The organism is Spartinivicinus ruber, from assembly GCF_011009015.1.
GTDB lineage: Bacteria > Pseudomonadota > Gammaproteobacteria > Pseudomonadales > Zooshikellaceae > Spartinivicinus > Spartinivicinus ruber.
In genome coordinates this window covers 5,875,430-5,896,829 of the sequence record NZ_CP048878.1, presented here as the reverse complement: position 1 = coordinate 5,896,829, position 21,400 = coordinate 5,875,430, and the positions used below count along the sequence as shown (strand labels likewise).

Sequence of the window (21,400 nt, the reverse complement as noted above, 5' to 3'; positions counted from 1 at the left end):
TTAAGCAGACTTCCGTTTAGCGACTATTCCCCCCATCAGCACCCCGGTTTCAAACAACAGCCACATAGGGATAGCGAGTAATGACTGTGAAAATACATCAGGTGGTGTCAGTAACATGCCAACTACAAAGCAGCCAACAATGATATAAGGGCGTTTTTTTCGTAGGCTGGTGACACTGCTAATCCCTGACCAAATTAATAAAACGGTAGCAATAGGGATTTCAAAGGCTATTCCAAAAGCAAAAAACAGTTTGAGGACAATGCTTAAGTAACTATGGATGTCCGGCATTACCGATACATCTTCGGGACCTATAGTGGTAAAGAAATTAAATAACAGTGGAAATACAACGTAATAAGCAAAAGCAATCCCCAGATAAAACAACATAACACTTGATGCTAGTAGGGGGATCGCCAGTTTACGTTCATGCTGGTATAGCCCTGGTGCGATAAAACCCCACACTTGATGCAGAATATAGGGAATAGCCAGAAAAATAGCAGCCACAACGGTTAGCTTAAAGGGGGTAAAAAAGGTTTGGGTAATTTCAGTTGCGATCATTGACGAGCCTTCAGGCAGGATTGACCGCAGTGGCTCTGAAATAAAACTGTAAATATCATTAGCAAAATAAAATAAGCAAGCAAATGCAATCAAAACTGCAACCAGGCAGCGGAGAATGCGAGACCTAAGCTCAACCAAGTGTTGTACTAAGGGTTGTTCCTGACCAAGCTCAGGGTCATCTGAGTTGTAGTAACCATCCGATTGATCTGTCATAAATGCTTAAATCACTAATCGTTGAGAGACGAAGTGGTTGAGGGTGATTTGGTCTGGGAAGCCTGGTTAGGCTCGGTACTATGGGTATTTTCTACTGGGGTAAAACTACCCGTTTGAGAGGGCTTGCTTGACTGCTCGGTACTGCTTTCAAGTCCTTCAACTGAACTATCTATCGACTGCTTGAAATCACTGATTTGTCGGTTTACGTCGGCTTGAGCTTGTTTTAGATCTTGCATGATGGATTCATTATGCAGCTGGCGTCGAATATCATCAGCACCTATTTCCCGCTCGATTTCTGACTTCATGGCCGCAAAGCCACGTTTGAGCCGCCCAACCCATAGCATCAGTGTTTTTATTGCATGGGGCAACCGCTCTGGGCCTAGCACTAGCAACCCAATGATAGCGATAACAATCAGTTCTGCAAAACCAATATCAAACACAATTCACCTGAACGCTGCTTAGTGGCTATTTATTTTCTGACTGTTTTGCTTGCTGTTGATCAGTAAGAGGCTTGTCATCATTAGGCTTATCAAGCTGCTGTTGAGAGCTGCTGTCTTCATCGCTTACTGCTTTTTTGAAGCCTTTAATAAAAGAACCTAAATCGCCACCTAACGAACGTAAGCGTTTGCCACCGAATATCAACAGAACAATCACTAGAATAATAATTAACTGTGGAACGCTAATGCCAAACATCCTTAATCTCCAAACTATTTTGATACCCAGGTTTGCTACCAAACTGTGCCATTAACAGGACATTAGCTGTTAAGACCTCTCCATCTTACATGGGTTTTAACGCGCCGCCACCTAAAATATGAAAGTGTAAGTGGTAGATTTCCTGTCGGCCCTCTTGTCCTGTGTTGGTAATGGTACGAAAGCCATTCTCTAAACCTGCTTGTCTAGCTACCTCAGGAATAGCCAACATTAATTTGCTCATTATATCACGATGCTCAGAGCCAATGTCGTAAAGATTAGCGATATGTTGTCTGGGAATCAGCAGTAAATGCACAGGTGCTTTTGGGTATAGGTCGTTAAAGGCCAGACAGTGATCATCTTGATAAACGATGTTTGCAGGAGCATCACCACGGGCTATTTTACAAAAAATACAATCACTCACAGTACTTTCATCACACCTATCATGGATTACTATTTAGATATTGAGTCTATATCTGTATTTATCCAGGGTGTTTCTGCCTGGTGGCTTTTTCCTCTAGCCCTGATAAATCAAAGCGTCTTGCCAGCTCTTTAAGCACGTCTTCAGGGCCCAAACCAAGATGAGAGAGCATTACCAGAGTATGAAACCAAAGATCAGCGGTTTCATAAACCAAGTCAGATTTTGCGGCTGCTTTGTTGTTTTCGGCCTGATTGGCCAGGTCTTTGGCAGCTAGTAGCGTTTCAGTCGCTTCTTCGCCGACTTTTTCCAGAATTTTGTTAAGCCCTTTGGCATGCAGGCTGGCGACATAAGACTGATCAGGGGCGGCTTGTTTGCGGGCTTCCAGCACCTTGGCTAGCTCAGCTAATACATCATTCATAAGGCTATTTGTCTTTTTGGCTGTCTTTATTTGTAGCTTTTTGATAAATGGCTTCTGGGTCTTTTATTACAGGCTCAGTGGTTTGCCAAGTCCACCGATCACCTTGTTTGGCAAGTTTTCGGAAAAAACAGCTCTCGCGCCCTGTATGACAGGCAATGCCTCCCACTTGCTCTATTTCCAGAATAATCACATCACCATCACAGTCCAGCCGAATGGCTTTAATTTGTTGTTGGTGTCCTGATGATTCACCTTTATGCCACAGTTTTTGTCTTGAGCGAGACCAATAGACTGCATGACCTTGCTCAGCTGTTAGTGATAATGCTTCCTGATTCATCCAGGCCATCATTAACACTTTCCCGGATTGATGATCTTGGGCGATAGCTGGAATTAACCCATTTTCATCCCACTTAATTTGGTTAAGCCACTCCATTACAGCCATACTACAACACCTGCTTTACGCTTTTTTTTCACTGAAAATTAAAAATACGCCTACTGCACCAACTAGGATACTAGGTAAATTTGCTTGATTAAATAGTTGCATCCAGTTAGGCCAGACTATACTGGCCACAGAGCCAGTGACTAACAATAAGCCAATTAAATAGCGTTTGTTAGTGGTTTTAGGCTGCTTAGTTGTTTGAGTGGGTTCGTGGAGGTGTTGTTCCAGCCACTGAAGCATATTTTGGCTGATGATTGGGGCTTGTTCCAACCATTCTGGAGCCCGGTGGTGAATATGTTTTAAGACCCCTAGTGGGCCAACCCGGTCTTTCATCCACTGCTCAAGGTAGGGTTTGCCGGTGTGCCATAAGTCTAAGTCGGGGTAAAGCTGGCGGCCAAGCCCTTCAATGTTGAGTAGGGTTTTTTGCAGCAATACTAGCTGGGGTTGCACTTCCATATTGAAGCGTCGAGCGGTTTGAAATAAGCGCAATAACACATGGCCAAAAGAAATATCTTTTAACGGCTTTTCGAAAATAGGTTCACAGACAGCACGAATAGCAGACTCTAATTCGTTTACTCGGGTATGTTTTGGTACCCAACCAGAGTCGATGTGAAGCTGAGCCACCTGGCGATAATCCTGGTTGAAAAAAGCCAGCAGGTTACGAGCAAGGTAGCTTTGATCCTCTGCCGTTAACGAGCCGACAATGCCGCAGTCGATAGCAATATATTGGGGATCATCTGGTTCATAAGGTGATACAAATATATTGCCTGGATGCATGTCCGCATGGAAAAAACTGTCACGAAAAACTTGGGTAAAAAAGATTTCTACGCCCCGCACTGCCAGCTTTTGCATATCAATACCTTGGGCTTTGAGCTGATCTATTTCAGCAACTGGAATGCCATAAATCCGCTCCATGACCATTACAGAACGAGAACAATAATCCCAAAACACTTGTGGTACATATAGTAAATTGGAATTAGCAAAATTACGCCTCAGTTGTGATGCATTAGCAGCTTCGCGTTGTAGGTCTAATTCATCGAAGATGGTGTGTTCATAATCCGCCACCACTTCTAACGGGCGTAGCCGCCTGCCTTCGGTAGAAAAAGCAACCAGCAGTTTGGCCATAAAGTAGAGGATGGTCATATCCTGCTTGATGATTTTATTAATACCCGGTCGAATGACTTTAACTACTACCTGTCTGTCATCGGGTAATTTGGCCAAATGTACTTGAGCGACTGATGCAGAGGCCATCGGTTTGGGGTCAAATTCTGCAAAAAGCTCTGTAACTGGCTTACCTAAGCTTTGCTCAATTAATTTAGTGGCTAGCTTGCCGGAAAAGGGTGGCACTTGGTCTTGCAGTTTTTTAAGCTCATCAGCAACATCATCAGGCAACAGGTCGCGCCTAGTGGATAATAATTGACCAAATTTAACAAAAATAGGGCCAAGCTCTTCTAGGGCCTTTCTTAGCCTTTCTGCTCGGGGAGCGGGGTTTTTAATCCATCGCCAGGGAAGTAATAGTAATGCAAAGCGAAGATACCAGGGAAGTTGTGGGTGGTAGACCAACTCATCTAAGCGATACTTGGCAACAACAAGGGTGATTTTAAACAAACGAGGCAGTTGGACCACGGCTTACTCTATAGTTGTGGTTAATCTAGGTGTTTTACATTGTCGTTATGCTGGTCAGGTTCGTCAATAAAGGGTTTGCTTCGATGCCGAATAATCGGCTAACTGTTGTACAGTTTTGTACTCTTTGAAGGGCTTGATTAATCTGTAGCCAGGAAAAAGGCTCAGAACTTTGGTTGGTGAAACTGAAAAAAAGTGAATCAGTTAGTAAGCATTCAGGGGAGCATGAGAGCTTAATTAACCCTCTTTAAAACAGTAAGGCCAAATAACTTTTTGTAGCTCTGATGCAAACGACTCCAGTGGTATATGGCGATCCTGCATTCTCTGATAGGTACACCCCACAGCCGTCCATGCCCATTCTTCCCAATCAAGGATATAGGATCGTAACCCTGTTTCGAATAACCCTTTATTATGTCGGTAACATAACTCTAATAGAGTCTTATGTTGCTCAATGAGCTGTTCAATTATTTTAGTTTGCTCATCCGAATATAACTTAGCTAACTTTGACGGCACATCCATTAAGCATCAGTCCTTAGTGGCTATATACTTTTCTTTTTGACTATAGATATTACAATCTAATGCTGATTAACTAGCAGAAGACTTCTAGCTAAGTTTAGATCGTTTGAGGGTTTTTCCTAGTTTCTTTGAATATAGCAAGAAAAACTTCCAAACTACTCCATTATGTCGTTAAATTAATAAAAGATTTGATTAACAATGTAATATGCGCAAAATTACTTCTTTAAATACGAAGGTTATGTTGCAGTGGTACTTGTAACGTGGTTTGAAAAAATATCAGTGAATAAAAAAATGTTTACTGCTAATAAAGCCTAATCAGTTTGTTTGGTTATTACTTGTTTTATATTTAAATTTTTGCTGTAGAGAGCTTTTTGTTTTTCAGTAAGTGTTAGTGAAGTAAGTGGAACTGTGCATGCCAGCTATATTTTAATAGACGTTAGAAAGTATGCTTGTAGAAATAAAAATAATGTCTGATGTGTATTTGTTGGAGAGATAATATCTCATATAAAAGAAAACGACTAGAAAATAAAAAATATTTAGTAAATTAGATATTTCTTATTATTTACTGTAAAGGTTATGTAAATCTTTTCATTGTTTTTGAGTCAAGAATGTGTTTGTAGGTATGCCTGTAAGTATTTTCTGCTATATCTTGTCTAAATAAACTCAAGTAGCCTGTATTTTTTTAAAAACTCTTAACAAAATTTACTATAAATTTTTTGTTGTATGTGTAGTTGGATGTTATTAAAAATCACATACTGAAGGTTTGCTTGAGAGGTATTTTATGCAAGTAGTTCGATTAATAGGCGTGTTGTTTCTTGCAATTATTGCTGTGCAGGCAAATGCTGGTGGGCGTTATGGGTTAATTAAGTCTGCGACAGGTAAGTGTTTGGATGTTGATGGTGGCAGAGCAGGTAATCACACCCCTGTTATTGCTTGGGACTGTCATGGTAGGGCAAACCAACTTTGGAAAATGGACCGTAAAGGTCGGTTGAGACCAAGTCATGCACCCCATATGTGTTTGGAAGCAGGAAAAAACTTACAGCAAGGGGATAGAGCATTTATTTATGAGTGCCACTCAGGCAAGCATCAGCGTTGGCGTTGGAATGGTAATACCCTGCAAAATAAGGCAAATAGTTGGGTAGTGCTGGACTATTTTGTTGATCAAGGTCGAGTAGGTGTTTGGCAGCGTCATAATCGCGCAAATCAACAATGGTATTGGCAAGCACAGCAGTCAAGACGCCACAATAATTCTTTTTACCAAGAAGAACCGCAATATAATTATAGACCGGCTTGTGAAACAAAAAATCGAAAAGCAGGTCCGCTTTGGAATCAGCGCCATGCAAATGAAGCCTGTCCCAATATTTGTGGAAACTATAATAGCCGTTGGACAGGCCACTGGAGCACAGTAGAGTGGGGAGTAATGTCAGTTTGTCAGTGTAAACGGTGTTAAAAGTAGAAAAAGAAAAGGCTGATTTAATCAGCCTTTTGGTAATATTAAAGGCTATGATATAACTCTGCTAATGATGATAATTTTTCATCATGTAAAATATGTTGTCCCTGCGACACTATTTTTATACCACCCGTATAAACGTCTTTTACAACCTCTCGGCCTCCAGCAAAAATTAATTCGTCCCATAAAGTATTAGTGTCTAATCTTAATGTTGCTGGGTGATCTTCTCTCAGTACGATAAAGTCGGCATAGTGTCCCTCGTGAAGTGAGCCTATATTTAGTTTCAATGATTGTTTTCCTCCTAAGTAACACTCATAGGCTAACCTTAACCCAGGTGATAAAAAATCGGTATTTGCTAAGCAAGCTCGCTCGTTGTCCTGATAGCGTTGGCTGTATTCAATTAAACGCAGCTCTTCAAATGGGTCAATACGTATATGAGAGTCTGAGCCTATTGCAATCTTACCACCTTGCTCAAGATATGCTCTCATTGGAAAAATACCATCTCCTAGATTAGCTTCGGTAAGTGGGCATATTCCTACAGTAGCGCCAGCATTTAAAATGCCTTTGAGTTCTTCTGAGTTAATATGCGTGGCATGAATTAAACTCCAATTTTTATTAACTTCAACATTATCAATTAAGAGTTCAACAGGTCGCTTACCATAAAACTTTATTGCATCGGCAACTTCCGCTGGTTGTTCAGCAATATGGATATGTATTGGAATATTTTTATTATTATAAATATTTGTGAATTCCTGTAGTGTATGCTTATCAATAGCTCTAATTGAATGAGCAGCTACTCCCAGTTGAAACCCGTTTGGAATATGTGAATGAAGTGAGTGATGGTATTGAGTATATTCTTCTAAGCTAGCCATGCCAAAAGGGTGTTGCTTTGGTTGTAATGGAACACCAAATCCTCCCTGTTGGTATAGTACAGGTAAGAGACATATTCTGATGCCTGTTTGTACGCCTGCATACAATAACTGTAGAGCCATTTCAATTGGTGTATTATAGGCGTGTCCATTAGGTTTTTTATGTAAATAATGAAATTCGCCTACTGATGTATAACCAGACTCTAACATCTCTACATATAACCAGTCTGCAATTGTTTTAAAGGATTCAGGGTCTAGAGTTTGAACTAACTGGTACATTTTATCTCGCCATGTCCAGAAGCTATCTTGCTTTTGGTCAGCGGAACGCTTTTCTCCCAAGCCTGCCATTGCACGCTGGAAACTATGAGAATGACAATTGATAAAGCCTGGAATAACAATACCAAGCTCTTCACATTGCTCTTTCATAACCGTGGTTGTCGGTAAATCGTGGAATATTCCGTTTGGGTCCACTTGGAAATATTTTGATTTAAGCCATTGTTGTCCATCAAACAATAATTGAGCATGAAAAATCTTCATCACTATATTCCTTTATTCATGGCTAGCAGTATTTCAGTAAAGTTCTCCACAATCTCTTGTAAAACTTTCGTTGTTTTTTTCCAAACTAATGGTATTTTTTCTCCAGTGGTTTCATCCATATAAAGACGTTGGCTAATTTCCATTTGAAAACTGATTATGCCGGATTGATGATTACAAAAGTGACGAGTTATATTACCTCCTTGAAAAGGCCCGTTGGAGGAATAGGTGCAATGATGGCTACGAATGATATCTTCGGCACATTGAATAAACTCATTAGGGCAAGTAACACCTTGACGATTAGCTGGCATATAGTCAGCAAATGGGGCTGACTGTATAGATTTAACTTGTCCTTTTATACTGTGGCCGTCATAAAGCATGACTAATGGAAACTGTTGGCGTAAAGCAGTCAGAACTTGACTAATTTTTTGATAATAAGGATGGTAATATTTTTCAACTCTACGAGAGATCTCTGACTCGCTTGGTTCCATACCCTCTTTATATATTGGACGTCCATCAAAGCTGTATAATGGAACTAATTCAGTGACTCTACTTTTTTTTGTATATAAGCTCTTTTCACCAGGCAGTTGACGATTAAGGTCAATGACATAACGAGAGTAAACTGCATGTATCAGGGGAATACCTAATGGAATGGCAAAGTCATATAACTCATTTACAAACCAGTCAGTATCAGGCAGATTCAATATGTCTGTGTCAGCTACACTTTCAGTAAAATCTTTGGTGAGTAAGGTGCCACAGTGGGGTACACTAATCAGTATGGGTAATTTCAGTTCGCCTGGTTTAAGTAGAGTATACGGTTGGTTTTCTGTCACTAATGTTGGCATATCACGATCCCTTTAATTTTATAATGAAACAAGTAAATTCTCTAAAAGAATAGTTTTAGTTGAGGTGTAAACTTCCTTGTTTCCTGATGCTATGTCTTTATGATAACTTCTGTGTTAAAAGTAAGATACCACTAGTGAAGTGTGTATGCAGGCAGTATAAAAACTATCTAGAAAGCATTTCAAGTAACTACTTACTTTTAAATGAAAATCCATATTATTAATTCATTATAATAAACATGCCTGCAAAATATTTTTAGACAAACCATTTTGTCATTCCATTAGTCCTATCTTTTTTAGTCCTCAGATGTTGAGTGAAAATAATCTAACGAATTATTTCGATAACATCTTTAATTAACGAGGCCAAAAATAAAATGGGAGAGATATTTGCAAAAGGCTATTATGCCAACAGCTTCAACGTTGCATAATCAACTTGCGTTTAAATCAGTTCAAACACTTATTAATAATTGATGTAGACTGGCAGTTACCATTAAAGCTAAATTCGGCTGGAGCATGTATTGGCTACAAATTTTTCGAGGTTGTTGATTTATCCAACTGCTCAGCTAACCTTTTCACCCTAGCGGTTAACCGGTCCGTTGCCAGCTTTAACTCGTCTAAATCATCAAAAAAGCATTCTACTTCGTTGCGTGAGGGGAGTTGGCGTAGCTCCTCTTGCAGGTATTCAGAAAGGTTTTTCTGGAAAGTATTAGCGGTTTTTTGGGCAAAAGACAGGCCGCCACGGAGACTTTGTCCTAGCGTATGAGCGAATACTGGGCCGGTATACTTTGCCAGCCAGCCTTCCCAGTCTAGTTGGCTATTTTGCAAAATTTGCTGGATTTGCATAGCAAAATCGCTACTGCCTATAATCTGTACTGAGTTGCCAAACAGTTGATTATTCTTATCCTGACTAACTAACAGCTGCAATAAAGCTGGGCCTGTGCCAGATAGGCAACAGGTAACTTCTGCTTCGTGGAGGCTTTTCAGTCTGACGCCTTCAGCAGATGGCTCTAGATAAATTACCAGTTGGGGTAAAGTGCACTGAATACACAGGGTTTTTCCGGATAATTTAGCCAGCTGCTCTAAAGCAATCGGATCAAGACGCAAAATCCGGTTAATAGCGGTTTCTATTGAAGCAAAAGCGGCAGTTGTGATAATTGAGCTGGCCATTATAAAAATACTATCCTATTACTCCATATTTCCAATTTTGTGCTTAAGGTTTTATTCCTTTGTGCACGGCAACAATCCCACCCGTTAAATTATGGTAGGTAGTTCTGACAAAGCCGGCATCTTCCATCATTTCTTTCAGTGTTTCTTGGTCTGGATGCATACGAATAGACTCTGCCAGATAGCGGTAACTGTCAGAATCACTCGTCACCAATTTGCCTAAAGCAGGCAAAACTGAGAAAGAATATAAGTCGTAGGCTTTACTTAGCAAGGGGTTTTCAGTTTTTGAAAACTCTAATACAAGCAGTCTACCACCAGGTTTTAATACCCGTAACATGGAGCGTAATGCTGCATTTTTATCTGTTACATTACGAAGGCCAAAGGCAATAGTGATGCAGTTAAAAGTATTATCAGCAAAGGGTAAGCACTCAGCATTAGCTTGGACAAACTCAGTGTTATCAACAATGCCACGATCGATTAGCTTATCTCTACCTACTGTCAGCATAGAGTTGTTAATGTCTGCTAAAACTACCCGACCAGCAGGGCCTACCAACTTAGCAAATTGGAATGCCAAGTCACCTGTGCCACCAGCAATATCCAGCACCTGATGACCTTGTCGAACAGCGCTGAGCTCAATGGTAAACCGCTTCCATAAACGGTGAACGCCAAATGACATCAAGTCATTCATAATGTCGTATTTTTGGGCAACGGAATGGAAAACCTCAGCTACTTTTTCGGCCTTATCTTTTTTGGCGACAGTTTGATAGCCGAAGTGAGTGGTATCCTCTGTTTGCTCTTGCTGCTTTGTCATCACATGCCCTCATTTTACAGATCAACTAACTTTACCACACTCGTGTCTGGGTCTCGACTAGCACCAGCCTGGTGTAGTTCTGCCAAGTATTGCTGCCATAGTTTATCCTGGTTAAGGCTTAAGTAGTGTAAGTATTCCCAGGTATATAGCCCACTATCATGACCATCATCAAAAATAAGTTTTAAAGCATAGTTACCCACTACATCAATACCTGTAATGGCTACATGCTTTTTCCCTGTTTGTAAGATGGGTTTACCGTGGCCGCGCACTTCTGCTGAAGGGGAGTGAACACGCAGAAACTCGCAGCCTAGGGTGTAACTTTGGTCTGAATAAACCAATTCTAAGGTTTTAGAGCGCTTGTGCAGTTTAATATCTTGTGGAATGGGTGCTGTGGTTGCCATGGTTAAATCAGTTTTAATAACAATTTAACCCAGTTTACACCGAAATAAAGCTTGGAGAGATAGGTTTTTTCCAGCTGCTTGATTGAGGCAAAAAAGGTGCTGTTGTAGCAGCACCTCTTAACAATACTTAAATTACTTTGCGGCGTAGAAGTAAAGCAAGTGATAGCATCAATAGCCCTAATGTGGAGGGGGTTGGGATGTCAATGATTGGGTCTCTTGCCCAAAGACTAATGTTAGATAGCCCTGCTGGGTTGCCACCTTTATTAATTAAAGTATTACTGGTATCCCAGGTTCCGGCGAATTTGAAGTTAAATTCCTCTGCAAGTACTGGGTCTAGCCCGAGGTCACTTATATTAAAGTTATATATAGCAAAGTAATTAGAACTTTTGAAAATGACTGACACCTGATCAAAAAACATACCGCCGAGCAAGTCCAGTAATTCTTCTGGGTTAATGGCGGGTGGGTTCCAGGACCAGTCGCCCATTATTGCATCGCCCCCTACACAGTCTGTACTGCTTCCATCTTTATCTTTGCAATTAGTCAACAGAAGAAGGTCATCAATAAACTGATAGCTTGTTACACCATCGGTACTAGTCGCCCCTTTAAAACCTTGTCCATCATCTTTACCTAAATAAACCCAGCCGGGATCATCAGTCTGGCCATCATTGTCTAAGTCTTGTAGCTCACTTTCTACCGTGAAAGCTGCTGGTAAGCCAGGCCAGTACGGTGACTCTTTATTAAACCAGCCATCATTATCATAACCTAGGTTTAGAGTTGGATTTTCAAACCCACTGTTATTTCCTTCAAATGCACCAATACAGTCACTGGCATTGAAAGGTGGATTTATTGTTGTGCCTGGATCAGTTCCATCTAATCGTTGCACAAAGTTAAGTTGTATGTCTGAGACATCACAAGGCATAAAAGTTGCGTAGGCATTATTAACTCCTATAAATAACCCCACAGCAACCAATAACGTACGACACTTCATGGGTACAACTCCACGATTTTTTTGGTTGAGGTATTCAAAAAGTGTCACGCATTATTAATGCCAGCAGAAAAACGTGAATTTAATCAATAGGTTGGATTAGTTGTGTAAGTTGGGTGTAAAAAATTTAAACTCAAAAAAGAAAACTCACCATTAGAATTTGTTTAATAGCCGTTAAATTCGAAAGCAAATGATGTTATGGCTGCTTTACTGGCAGGTACTATCGACTGTAAGTGTCGAGAAACTTCTCCTAATGACATGCCTGGTTGAAATCGCTGCATTAACTGCTGAAAAACATTATTGGGGCTATTGTAGGCCTGATTGATTTGGGTGACGTTTTGCAAGTAACTGACGGTTGGTTGGTTTTGTGCTAGTTGCTTAAAGCGTTGAGTAAATAATTCATCACTATTCAGTTTGGCAGCAATAGCATTAGCCATGTCGGGTGTTAGGTAAGAATCTACTTTAATTTCATTGGTTTCATTTAATGAAACTTTAAGATAGGTAGATTCCATTAGCCCCATTTCCTTCAAAGTATGCTGCAACTGTGCCTTTAATGAGTCAATGGTTTGGCGAAGCTCTGACTGATAGTTGGCCAGTTTAAAGTCACGGTGTAACTTCAGGCTGGAAGAGCTGATTTGTCCAGACAGGTGAATGGACTCAGAACTTGTCGCTTGATTCCCTTCGTTTTGCTGCTGATTACCTTGAGGGGAAACCTTTGGTTGCCTACTCCCTTCGTGCCTGGCATGGTCAATAATCGGATGAGTATTGGTTGTTAAGTTCATAGTTAAGCGGTAATTGTTTGCCGTTAATTGATAGTTAGTAACTATCCAGCAATAACTGTACCGGGTTATTTCATGCAGTTCCTAAGTTTAATTTGGAGTTGTATTGGTGATATATCGATGATGTTCTAATCTAGAGAAATTGTAGGTATTGAAATAAACTCACTTATTAAATGGATATTATTCATATGTTAAGGACTACACTATTATTCTTTCTGATCTTCTTTTCTATCATTAGCTTTGCTGAACCACCCAAAGAATATCAATGGACACAGGGGCGCTATGAGCAGCAAATGGGCTTAACGGCTTTTAATGTTTGCTATTTAACAGGCATTAAAGGGGCTTTTGAAAGTAGAAATGAAATTGTAAGAGTTTATCAAAATAATGGTAAATATTATTTAGGTGGTACTTCACATCAGCAGGGAGTGGGTGGCTGGGCTATGTGTGTGGGTTCATTTTATGGTAGCTCCTCATTGACAGCTTTTAACTGGGTAAGTAGTCAAGGCGGTGGCACTCAAATGGTTCCAAGTAATACTCATCGTTGTTTTTTTACTGGCTTAGCAGGAGCATTTAACAGCAATCAAGATCAAGTGGATATTAGCCGAATTAATAACAGCTGGGTTTTAGGTGGTAGTGGAATCAGTCAAGAATTAGAGTCCTGGGCTGGTTGTGTTAAAAACCCATTATCTATTTTTTTGACACAGACTTTTACCTGGCATCACGGTAGTCCAGAAGTGGCCATGACAAATGCAAATGACTCAATATGTTTTCTACATAGTGTCAAAGGGAAATTTGACGCTTTTTACGACTGGGTAAGAATTGCTATAAAAAATGGTAAATTTGTTTTGTCGGGTTCATTTTTTAGACCAGGAGTCTCTGCAACAGCGGTTTGTACTCCTAGGTTGTTGTAAGTAGGGGAGTAGTTTTCTGTCTTGTGTCTGTTTTATTAGGTTTGGTCACAGCCGTTTAAAAGTATTTATTCCCGAGGATTTCCACTATTTTTCTAAAGTGAAAACTCCCTCTCAATTAAATAGACGCAGCTTAATTATTTGAAATATTTTAATAACAGCTTTGATCTCGATTATATAACTACTCCTGTGGTTGTCTTTCAAGTAATCGTTATTAAAGGTGCTGTTATGCTTTCTTTTAAAAAACTGCCGTTAAGCTTATCGATTTTATTATCATCTACTTTTGTGAGTGGGGCTTCTCTACATAACCCAAAAATTGAACATCAGCCTAAAGATGGGGTTGTGACGGTGTTTGGTCCAGGTGGACCGCACACGGCTTTAATTAGGGCAGGCAAGGCCTTTCAAAAGAAGACAGGGACTAAAGTTGAAGTTGTTTTTGGGCCAGAATATAAGTGGACTGAAGATGCACAAAAAACAGCGGATATTATTTTTGGCTCATCTGAACAATCAATGACAGCTTTTACTGAAAATTATAAGTTTTTTGATGAAAAGGATGTTGAGCCTATTTATATTCGTCCTGCGGTGATTATTGTTAAAGAAGGTAATCCCAAAAAAATCACTGGTTTTAAAGATTTGCTTAAGCCTGGAATGAAGGTGGTAGTGACAGAAGGTAAAGGTGTGTATAACACTTCAGGTACTGGTGTTTGGGAAGATATTGCTGGTCGGTTGGGTAAATTAGAGGATGTGAAAAAGCTTAGGCCCAATATTGTTTCATACGAGAAAGGCAGTGGCGCCAGTTTCAGGGCTTTTAAAGAGAAAGAAGCGGATGCATGGATTACTTGGGCTCATTGGGCACTAAATAATGCGGATAAAACCGATTATGTAGAAATTGAACCGGAGCGCAGAATTTATCGTGACATGAATATTGCTATCTCAACAAAGGCAGACAAAGAAGCAACCAAATTTGCAGAGTTTTTAAAATCTAAAGAAGCATTGAAGATATTCGAGTCTGAGGGGTGGAAAAAGTAAATAAACAAGCTTATACAACAAAGTAAAAAAGCCACCTCTTATTAAGGTGGCTTTTTTGAGTTCTACAGAATATAACGACTTAAGTCTTCGTCTTTAGCTAAGTTGCCTAGATGTTTATCAACATAGCTTGCATCTATTTTTAATGGCTTACCATTTTGCTCAGTACCTAAATCTGCTGCACTAAAGGAAATTTCTTCTAGTAGTCGTTCGACAACAGTATGTAAACGACGTGCGCCGATATTTTCTGTGCTTTCATTTACTTGCCAAGCGACCTCAGCTACTCGGGTGATGCCATCTTCAGTAAATTCTATAGTTAAACCTTCGGTATTTATTAATGCTTGGTATTGTTCAGTTAATGAAGCATCAGGCTCAGTTAAAATACGCTTAAAGTCTTCTACTGAAAGAGCATTTAATTCCACACGAATTGGTAGGCGGCCTTGTAATTCTGGGATTAAATCAGACGGTTTGGATAAGTGGAATGCACCAGAGGCAATAAATAAAATATGGTCGGTTTTAATCATACCGAACTTGGTGTTTACCGTGCACCCTTCGATTAAAGGAAGTAAGTCGCGTTGGACGCCTTCACGGGAAACATCGGCATTGCTGCCAGAAGAGCGTTTAGCCACTTTATCGATTTCATCAATGAAAACTATGCCGTTTTGTTCGACAGCATTGAGGGCTCTGGCTTTTAGTTCATCTTCATTGACCAGCTTGGCTGCTTCCTCGTCTTGAACTTGTTTGAAAGCATCTTTAATTTTCATTTTACGGGTTTTTTTTCGGCTGCCAGACATGTTAGAGAACATACTTTGCAATTGGCTGGTCATTTCTTCCATACCAGGAGGCGCCATAATTTCAACCCCAACTGGGTTTTCTCGCACTTCAATATCAATTTCTCGCTCGTCCAGTTCACCTTCACGTAATTTTTTACGAAAAACTTGACGAGTTGCTGAATTGTCCTTTTCTTCTGCATTTTCTTCAAAACTGCGTGCAGGGGGAAGTAGTGCATCTAGAATTCTATCTTCAGCAGCATCTAGGGCGCGGTGTTTAACTTTTTCCATTTCTACTTCACGCATCATTTTGATTGCTGCATCTGCTAAATCGCGAACGATGGACTCAACGTCGCGACCTACGTAGCCTACTTCGGTAAATTTTGTGGCTTCTACTTTAATGAAAGGCGCTTTAGCTAATTTGGCCAAACGGCGGGCAATCTCTGTTTTACCCACCCCAGTAGGACCAATCATTAAAATATTTTTAGGAGTAATTTCATTGCGTAATTCTTCGTCCAACTGCATCCGGCGCCAACGGTTCCGCAAAGCAATAGCTACGGCACGCTTGGCTTCGTTTTGGCCGATTATATGTTTGTCTAATTCATGGACGATTTCACGAGGGGTCATGTTGGCCATAATAAACCTGTTTGCTACTGATCAGTGGTTATTCGCAGTCTAGTTCTTCGATAGTGCGGTTGTGATTGGTGTAGATACAAATGTCAGCGGCTATTTCCAATCCTTTTTCCACAATATCTCGTGCGCTTAGCTCGGTGTTTTCTAGCAGTGCTCTTGCGGCAGACTGGGCGAAAGGACCGCCAGAGCCAATAGCAATTAGGCTATCTTCTGGTTCGATCACATCTCCATTACCGGTAATAATCAATGAGGCTTTTTCGTCAGCCACTGCCAGTAAAGCTTCTAATCTTCTTAACGCTCTATCAGTCCGCCAGTCTTTGGCTAGCTCAACGGCTGATCTCACCAAATGACCCTGATGTTTTTCAAGCTGTGCTTCAAACCGTTCAAATAGAGTAAATGCATCGGCAGTGCCGCCAGCAAAACCAGCAATAACTTTTCCGTTAAATAAGCGGCGTACTTTTCTGGCATTACCTTTCATGACGGTGTTGCCTAGTGAAACCTGGCCATCTCCACCAATAACTACTTTACCTTGACGACGAACAGATAAAATCGTCGTACCTCGATATTGTTCCAAACTTGATTCCTCTTCATTGATGAGGGCTGCATACTCATTAACTTGCAAAAAAGCAGTTGCTGAAACAACTTCTTACAGTTTAGTTAACAGGAGAACATGCACCACTATTTTAGAGGTATATGGGGGAAAGCTGCTGAAATTCAAGCAATTGACCAGATTTCTACACTTTTGTATGACAGTAACTTTGTGTAACAGCATAACCTGATGAGTCATACGAGTTAGAATAGATACATTGCTGCTCTCGCAGCAGGTGTAGCGTTTGTAAAAGTGTTACCTGATTCGTACAGCTAAAGAGTCTATTTTATTACTGGCAAGTAGTGTTTTGGCTTTGCCAAGTTTGTCTTTGGTTTTAAACGGTCCAACCTGCACTCTGAACCAGGTTTCGCCATTTTTTATATTCACTCTTTGGGTTTGAGCGGATAACCCCATCAAAATTAGCTGTGCTCTACGTCGTTCAGCATCTGTCTTATTACGAAATGAGCCTGCTTGAAGTACATAGCTCTCATTAACTGACTGCGGTGCTTGCACAGCCTTTGGCTGTTCTTCTTTGTTGTCGTTTTGATTGGTAACAGGTTTTGCTGTGGGCTTTGGTTTTGGTGGAGCGGGGTCTGAAACAATAGTCTCATTCTCAGTAAGGATTGTATAAAAATCAAACACTGCTTTTGTCGGCTGTTGAGAATTAGCCGACTGTTGTTTGGTAGGGTTACGCTGTTGACTGTTGTTTGCTACAGCTTGTTTCAAGTCAACGGCATTAGGTGCCAGTTTGAACAATAACGCAATAAATAGTCCAACTACAACACCTGTAAATAACCACATCCAAGGCGGCATTGCGGGTTTACTGGCTGCAGTTTTTTTTCTGCTGGCACCTCGTTTGGGTGAGTTGCTTTTGGTTTTGCGATTAGATTGAGCCATAGTTACAAATAAATTGCTCTTAATACTCCTCATTTCTCAGAATGTAAGTGTATCATTCATAATCATTACTGACACAAAATTAACTAATTTTGTTTTTAATACTAGGTATATGGTCATATTGAGTTAGTACAAGGATTTAGGTACCATTTTTCCATGAACGAATCATCCTCCTCATTATCCCAACGTTTGCAGGTTGCTTTTATCAACTGGCAGCCGCAGTTTGCCAAGCGACGACGATAATCACACCTAGCGATGCAACTCCAGGCAATAACTTGCTGTCCTTAATCCTTTGATTGGGCGTGCTAGTATGCCTTTATCCAGTACCATAATGTTGACCTTAGCCCCAGTGTTTGTAAGGAATTGTAATGAATATTCGCCAGTACCTAGAAGCGAAAGTAAGTGAAGCCCTAGTAGCGGCAGGCGCACCTGAAGGAGCACCTGGAGTAGTAAGGCCTAGCTCCCGAGCCAACTTTGGTGATTATCAGGCAAATGGAGTCATGCCTGTTGCGAAAAAGTTAGGTATGAATCCTCGAGAGTTTGCAGAGTTGGTGTTAGCCAAACTGGATTTGAAAGATGTGGTAGATAAGCTTGAAATCGCTGGCCCTGGCTTTATCAACATGTTTTTAAAACCAGACTGGATGGCTGGTCAGCTGACCACAGCTCAACAAGATGACCGGGCTAATATTCAGACAGTTGCTAAGCCACAAACAATAGTAGTTGATTTATCTGCTCCTAACCTGGCGAAAGAGATGCATGTGGGCCACTTGCGTAGCACTATTATTGGCGATGCTATGGCGAAAACGTTGGAATTTTTGGGGCACAAAGTAGTTCGGCAAAACCATGTGGGGGACTGGGGAACTCAGTTCGGCATGCTGATCGCTTATATGGAAAAGCTTAGTTCTGAAAACCCTGATGCACTCTCCATGGAGCTGTCTGACCTGGAAAATTTTTACCGGGAAGCCAAAAAGCTGTTTGATGAAAGCACAGAGTTTGCTGATCAAGCCCGTGAATATGTAGTTAAACTGCAAGCTGGTGACGAGCACTGTAAGAATCTATGGCAGCGGTTCATAGATATTTCACTATCACATAGTGAAGAGGTGTATGAGCGGCTTAATGTGTCATTAACACGTAATGATGTAATGGCCGAAAGTGCGTATAACGATGACTTGCCTAACATCGTTAATATTCTGTCAGACAAAGGTCTATTAAAAGAAGACAAGGGAGCTAAAGTCGTATTTCTGGATCAATTCAAAACCAAAGATGGTGACCCAATGGGGGTAATAATTCAGAAAAAAGATGGTGGCTATTTATATGCAACAACTGATTTGGCTGCAATTCGCCATCGGTGCTTAACCCTGCATGCAGATCGGGTACTTTATTATGTCGATGCCCGTCAGTCTCAGCATTTTCAACAGGTTTTTGCGATAGGTCACCAAGCAGGTTTTGTGAGTAAAAAATGTTCATTGGAGCACCACGCGTTTGGCATGATGTTAGGCGAAGATGGTCGGCCTTTTAAAACCAGAGAAGGTGGAGTGGTTAAGCTGGCTGAGCTTCTAGATGAAGCTGAAGAGCGCGCTGCAGTAGTGCTTGCAGATAAAGGCACTAACCTGGATGAAGAACAGAAAGTTAAGGTCATTCAAGCAGTAGCAATGGGTGCTGTTAAGTATGCGGATTTATCAAAAAACCGTACCAGCGATTATGTGTTTAGCTGGGATAATATGTTAGCCCTTGATGGCAATACGGCACCTTATTTATTGTATGCCTACACACGTATTCAAAGTATTTTCCGTAAAGCTGGTGTTGATTCGCAATCATTAGAAGGCGATATTCAGGTGGCAGAGCCATCAGAACGACAGTTGGCTATCCAGTTGCTAAGGCTTCATGAAACCATTGATGCAGTTGCTTTAGAAGGTCTGCCACATTTGTTATGTGGTTATCTTTATGACCTGGCAGGTAGCTTTATGAGCTTTTATGAAAAGTGCCCGGTCAATAAAGAAGGCGTTCCGGCTGATATTAAAAATAGCCGACTACTGTTGTGCGCATTAGTAGCAAAAACCTTGAAAATTGGTTTAGATGTATTAGGGATTGAAACAGTAGATCAGATGTAATTAGTAGTTTCTTTGCAAGGGCTAAATAAATGATTCAGAACCTTATGTGGCATGGATGCTGATTTTCTGAATTGTTTATTTAGCCTTATTTCATTAGTAACATGAAATTAACTGTCACATTTTATTGCTAAAACTATTAATTCTTCTAACCATGCAAGACATTTTGTTCGTAGTTTTCCAATAAACTATCCATCAAATTATTGTGATTATTTACTAGAAGAGCGTTATTATGGTGCTCATCATTACTTGCTGTTGATGGTAGTTCGGAGGATTGATTGGCTATTGGAATTAGTTGGTTAGCCTCAGTTATTTGGTCTGATAGTACGTCCTGTAAATTAAGTGGCTCAGGCAGAGCAAAGCTTGATACAGTAGGCTCTTCGACGGTTTGTGAGTTGTTTGGCTGGTTATTGTTATCGTATTGATTTTTGTTGGATTGGTTGGTTTCTGTCGCGGGGGTAAATAGATTGTCGCTTTCAACTAAAAAATTACTGTTACTTACTAGGTCATGATTAGCTGTATTTACTTCAAACGGCACTTCATAGGGCATTGGTGTGCTGTTTCCAGCTTTGTCAAAACTAGTCAGCGTTAGGGTGTAGCTACCGTCAGCTAGGTTGATATGAGTGTTATCGAAAACCCAATTTCCCTCAGAATCTGTTGTTGTAGTACCGATGCTGGTGCCATCTAAAAATAGCTCGATAGTTGCTTCAGGTTCAGCTTTGCCACTGAATATCAGCTGATCATCATCAATAAAACCATCACCAGCACTGTTACCATTTTCACCTCGAATATCCCATAACTCAGGCTCTATAGGTTTCTCTGTATCAACTGTGATGGGGAAGTTTTCTGAAACAGGGCTTTTAGTGCCATTTAAATTAGTACTTTGGGCAGTAATAGTGTAGTCGCCATCAGGTAAGACATTTTTTGTATAATCCAGAACCCACATACCTTGGCCATTTGAAATCGTAAAACCAATACTCACACCATCAATAAAAACTTCAATAGTACAGTGTTCCCCTGCTGTGCCGAAAAAATAAAGCGTGTTGTCAGAAGTAATGCCATCAAAGGGGTTACCGGTGTCTATTGAAATATGAGTTACGACAGGCGTAATAATGTCTGGAGCTTCTGAGTCGGGTGTTTCAGAGCCTGGTTCAGGTTCATCAGGCTCCTCAGGTGTTGGTTTCTCGGAAGTAGGTGGCTCAGGCTCAGATGGTTCTGGTGTTGGTTTTTTAGAAGTTGGAGGTATAGGCTCTGAAATAGGTGGCTCTGGTGGGGTAATCACAGGAAGCGGAAGGGGTGGCGCTAGTGGTTCAAAACTGTGCTTGGGTGAGACTAGTACTATTGAAAACTCTTCATTCTGTCCGGGTGTTTTCAGTTCATAAGTAAAAGATGCTGTCTGAAAGCCGCTGCTGGCGATAGTATCATTACCGTCACGCAAAATGTAAGCCACCTCTTTGGTGCCTTCAGATAACAGCTCTTGCCTAAATGAATAGCTTCTAATGGCATGAGTAGCTGGTAGTAGCTTGCTAGGATCTGCTCCTTCATCGATTAGCTGCTGAATGGCTGCATAAGAGTTTGGAGTTGAGGTATTCAACAGTGCTACAAAGTTAGGGGCAAATCCACTACTACCAGCCAAATTGATAATGCGTTCTTGAGCTTCTGTCGTGGTGTGTTCAGAAATAAAATTAAGCATACCCATTGTAAAATCCTCCATGATTTTTTTGGGCCGTCCTTATCAGGCATATGCTGGGCGGGCTTTTTTCTT

Annotated in this window: 23 protein-coding genes; 4 read left to right on the top strand and 19 right to left on the bottom strand. The window is 40.7% G+C overall.

Going from position 1 to position 21,400, the window contains the following annotated elements; genetic code table 11:
- From tatC to G4Y78_RS26500, 8 genes are all read right to left on the bottom strand, one after another.
- Positions 1-768 carry a twin-arginine translocase subunit TatC gene (gene tatC / locus G4Y78_RS26535; protein WP_163835974.1) on the bottom strand — a complete coding sequence of 256 codons (768 nt, stop codon included), beginning with the start codon at positions 766-768 and terminating at the stop codon, positions 1-3.
- 14 nt (positions 769-782) lie between these two features.
- Positions 783-1,208: a Sec-independent protein translocase protein TatB gene (tatB, locus tag G4Y78_RS26530; RefSeq protein WP_163835973.1), complete on the bottom strand. Its 426-nt coding sequence runs from the start codon at positions 1,206-1,208 to the stop codon at positions 783-785.
- A gap of 25 nt (positions 1,209-1,233) precedes the next feature.
- Positions 1,234-1,461: a twin-arginine translocase TatA/TatE family subunit gene (tatA, locus tag G4Y78_RS26525; RefSeq protein WP_163835972.1), complete on the bottom strand. Its 228-nt coding sequence runs from the start codon at positions 1,459-1,461 to the stop codon at positions 1,234-1,236.
- 85 nt (positions 1,462-1,546) lie between these two features.
- Complete coding sequence (locus G4Y78_RS26520) at positions 1,547-1,882, bottom strand: histidine triad nucleotide-binding protein (protein ID WP_163835971.1); 336 nt, start codon at positions 1,880-1,882, stop codon at positions 1,547-1,549.
- A gap of 58 nt (positions 1,883-1,940) precedes the next feature.
- A complete protein-coding gene (locus G4Y78_RS26515; protein ID WP_163835970.1) occupies positions 1,941-2,297 on the bottom strand; it encodes a phosphoribosyl-ATP diphosphatase in 357 nt (118 codons plus the stop codon).
- A 4-nt stretch (positions 2,298-2,301) separates the two neighbouring features.
- A complete protein-coding gene (gene hisI, locus G4Y78_RS26510; RefSeq protein WP_163835969.1) occupies positions 2,302-2,736 on the bottom strand; it encodes a phosphoribosyl-AMP cyclohydrolase in 435 nt (144 codons plus the stop codon).
- A gap of 15 nt (positions 2,737-2,751) precedes the next feature.
- The gene (gene ubiB, locus G4Y78_RS26505) at positions 2,752-4,359 is read right to left on the bottom strand and encodes a ubiquinone biosynthesis regulatory protein kinase UbiB (RefSeq protein ID WP_163835968.1); all 1,608 of its coding nucleotides are present in this window, start codon (positions 4,357-4,359) and stop codon (positions 2,752-2,754) included.
- A 234-nt stretch (positions 4,360-4,593) separates the two neighbouring features.
- On the bottom strand, positions 4,594-4,875 hold the full coding sequence (locus G4Y78_RS26500; RefSeq protein ID WP_163835967.1) for a hypothetical protein: 282 nt from the start codon (positions 4,873-4,875) through the stop codon (positions 4,594-4,596).
- A gap of 778 nt (positions 4,876-5,653) precedes the next feature.
- Between G4Y78_RS26500 and G4Y78_RS30890 the strand changes: the two genes are divergently transcribed.
- Positions 5,654-6,322, top strand: a complete 669-nt coding sequence (locus tag G4Y78_RS30890; protein ID WP_222937594.1) for a ricin-type beta-trefoil lectin domain protein — start codon at positions 5,654-5,656, stop codon at positions 6,320-6,322.
- A gap of 44 nt (positions 6,323-6,366) precedes the next feature.
- Here the strand turns inward: G4Y78_RS30890 and hutF are convergent, their stop codons facing one another.
- From hutF to G4Y78_RS26460, 7 genes are all read right to left on the bottom strand, one after another.
- On the bottom strand, positions 6,367-7,728 hold the full coding sequence (gene hutF / locus G4Y78_RS26490) for a formimidoylglutamate deiminase (protein WP_163835966.1): 1,362 nt from the start codon (positions 7,726-7,728) through the stop codon (positions 6,367-6,369).
- 2 nt (positions 7,729-7,730) lie between these two features.
- Positions 7,731-8,570: an N-formylglutamate amidohydrolase gene (locus G4Y78_RS26485; RefSeq protein ID WP_163835965.1), complete on the bottom strand. Its 840-nt coding sequence runs from the start codon at positions 8,568-8,570 to the stop codon at positions 7,731-7,733.
- Between the two features lie 519 nt (positions 8,571-9,089).
- On the bottom strand, positions 9,090-9,734 hold the full coding sequence (locus G4Y78_RS26480) for a ubiquinone biosynthesis accessory factor UbiJ (protein ID WP_163835964.1): 645 nt from the start codon (positions 9,732-9,734) through the stop codon (positions 9,090-9,092).
- A gap of 43 nt (positions 9,735-9,777) precedes the next feature.
- Positions 9,778-10,542: a bifunctional demethylmenaquinone methyltransferase/2-methoxy-6-polyprenyl-1,4-benzoquinol methylase UbiE gene (ubiE, locus tag G4Y78_RS26475; RefSeq protein WP_163835963.1), complete on the bottom strand. Its 765-nt coding sequence runs from the start codon at positions 10,540-10,542 to the stop codon at positions 9,778-9,780.
- Positions 10,543-10,556: 14 nt separating this feature from the next.
- Positions 10,557-10,943: a gamma-butyrobetaine hydroxylase-like domain-containing protein gene (locus tag G4Y78_RS26470; protein WP_163835962.1), complete on the bottom strand. Its 387-nt coding sequence runs from the start codon at positions 10,941-10,943 to the stop codon at positions 10,557-10,559.
- 127 nt (positions 10,944-11,070) lie between these two features.
- Positions 11,071-11,931 (bottom strand): hypothetical protein, encoded by an 861-nt coding sequence (locus G4Y78_RS26465; protein WP_163835961.1) that lies wholly within the window; start codon positions 11,929-11,931, stop codon positions 11,071-11,073.
- A 161-nt stretch (positions 11,932-12,092) separates the two neighbouring features.
- Entirely contained in the window at positions 12,093-12,710 is a 618-nt protein-coding gene (locus G4Y78_RS26460; RefSeq protein WP_163835960.1) for a hypothetical protein, read from the bottom strand.
- Between the two features lie 185 nt (positions 12,711-12,895).
- Here G4Y78_RS26460 and G4Y78_RS26455 point away from each other — a divergent pair, with 185 nt between their 5' ends.
- Together G4Y78_RS26455 and G4Y78_RS26450 are read left to right on the top strand one after the other, a co-directional pair.
- Positions 12,896-13,618, top strand: coding sequence for a hypothetical protein (locus tag G4Y78_RS26455; protein WP_163835959.1), 723 nt, complete (start codon positions 12,896-12,898; stop codon positions 13,616-13,618).
- 138 nt (positions 13,619-13,756) lie between these two features.
- Positions 13,757-14,644, top strand: coding sequence for an extracellular solute-binding protein (locus tag G4Y78_RS26450; RefSeq protein WP_230425652.1), 888 nt, complete (start codon positions 13,757-13,759; stop codon positions 14,642-14,644).
- 62 nt (positions 14,645-14,706) lie between these two features.
- Here G4Y78_RS26450 and hslU read toward each other — a convergent pair whose 3' ends face one another.
- From hslU to G4Y78_RS26435, 3 genes are all read right to left on the bottom strand, one after another.
- A complete protein-coding gene (gene hslU / locus G4Y78_RS26445) occupies positions 14,707-16,047 on the bottom strand; it encodes an HslU--HslV peptidase ATPase subunit (RefSeq protein WP_163835958.1) in 1,341 nt (446 codons plus the stop codon).
- A gap of 28 nt (positions 16,048-16,075) precedes the next feature.
- Entirely contained in the window at positions 16,076-16,618 is a 543-nt protein-coding gene (gene hslV / locus G4Y78_RS26440; RefSeq protein ID WP_163835957.1) for an ATP-dependent protease subunit HslV, read from the bottom strand.
- Positions 16,619-16,888: 270 nt separating this feature from the next.
- The gene (locus tag G4Y78_RS26435) at positions 16,889-17,530 is read right to left on the bottom strand and encodes an SPOR domain-containing protein (RefSeq protein ID WP_163835956.1); all 642 of its coding nucleotides are present in this window, start codon (positions 17,528-17,530) and stop codon (positions 16,889-16,891) included.
- A 365-nt stretch (positions 17,531-17,895) separates the two neighbouring features.
- Here G4Y78_RS26435 and argS point away from each other — a divergent pair, with 365 nt between their 5' ends.
- Positions 17,896-19,638, top strand: coding sequence for an arginine--tRNA ligase (gene argS, locus G4Y78_RS26430; protein ID WP_163835955.1), 1,743 nt, complete (start codon positions 17,896-17,898; stop codon positions 19,636-19,638).
- Between the two features lie 145 nt (positions 19,639-19,783).
- On the opposite strand, the gene G4Y78_RS31455 is transcribed toward argS, so the two are convergent.
- Positions 19,784-21,334, bottom strand: a complete 1,551-nt coding sequence (locus tag G4Y78_RS31455; protein ID WP_163835954.1) for an Ig-like domain-containing protein — start codon at positions 21,332-21,334, stop codon at positions 19,784-19,786.
- Positions 21,335-21,400 lie beyond the last annotated feature (66 nt).

Excerpts from the sequence above, each read along its gene's own strand:
- G4Y78_RS26460 (WP_163835960.1), bottom strand. The coding sequence starts at position 12,710 with ATGAACTTAACAACCAATACTCATCCGATTATTGACCATGCCAGGCAC.
- tatC (WP_163835974.1), bottom strand. The coding sequence starts at position 768 with ATGACAGATCAATCGGATGGTTACTACAACTCAGATGACCCTGAGCTT.
- G4Y78_RS26500 (WP_163835967.1), bottom strand. The coding sequence starts at position 4,875 with ATGGATGTGCCGTCAAAGTTAGCTAAGTTATATTCGGATGAGCAAACT.
- G4Y78_RS26435 (WP_163835956.1), bottom strand. The coding sequence starts at position 17,530 with ATGGCTCAATCTAATCGCAAAACCAAAAGCAACTCACCCAAACGAGGT.
- G4Y78_RS26515 (WP_163835970.1), bottom strand. The coding sequence starts at position 2,297 with ATGAATGATGTATTAGCTGAGCTAGCCAAGGTGCTGGAAGCCCGCAAA.
- hslU (WP_163835958.1), bottom strand. The coding sequence starts at position 16,047 with ATGGCCAACATGACCCCTCGTGAAATCGTCCATGAATTAGACAAACAT.
- G4Y78_RS30890 (WP_222937594.1), top strand. The coding sequence starts at position 5,654 with ATGCAAGTAGTTCGATTAATAGGCGTGTTGTTTCTTGCAATTATTGCT.
- ubiE (WP_163835963.1), bottom strand. The coding sequence starts at position 10,542 with ATGACAAAGCAGCAAGAGCAAACAGAGGATACCACTCACTTCGGCTAT.
- G4Y78_RS26480 (WP_163835964.1), bottom strand. The coding sequence starts at position 9,734 with ATGGCCAGCTCAATTATCACAACTGCCGCTTTTGCTTCAATAGAAACC.
- G4Y78_RS26485 (WP_163835965.1), bottom strand. The coding sequence starts at position 8,570 with ATGCCAACATTAGTGACAGAAAACCAACCGTATACTCTACTTAAACCA.
- argS (WP_163835955.1), top strand. The coding sequence starts at position 17,896 with ATGAATATTCGCCAGTACCTAGAAGCGAAAGTAAGTGAAGCCCTAGTA.
- tatA (WP_163835972.1), bottom strand. The coding sequence starts at position 1,461 with ATGTTTGGCATTAGCGTTCCACAGTTAATTATTATTCTAGTGATTGTT.
- G4Y78_RS26470 (WP_163835962.1), bottom strand. The coding sequence starts at position 10,943 with ATGGCAACCACAGCACCCATTCCACAAGATATTAAACTGCACAAGCGC.
- G4Y78_RS31455 (WP_163835954.1), bottom strand. The coding sequence starts at position 21,334 with ATGGGTATGCTTAATTTTATTTCTGAACACACCACGACAGAAGCTCAA.
- hisI (WP_163835969.1), bottom strand. The coding sequence starts at position 2,736 with ATGGCTGTAATGGAGTGGCTTAACCAAATTAAGTGGGATGAAAATGGG.
- hutF (WP_163835966.1), bottom strand. The coding sequence starts at position 7,728 with ATGAAGATTTTTCATGCTCAATTATTGTTTGATGGACAACAATGGCTT.
- G4Y78_RS26455 (WP_163835959.1), top strand. The coding sequence starts at position 12,896 with ATGTTAAGGACTACACTATTATTCTTTCTGATCTTCTTTTCTATCATT.
- G4Y78_RS26465 (WP_163835961.1), bottom strand. The coding sequence starts at position 11,931 with ATGAAGTGTCGTACGTTATTGGTTGCTGTGGGGTTATTTATAGGAGTT.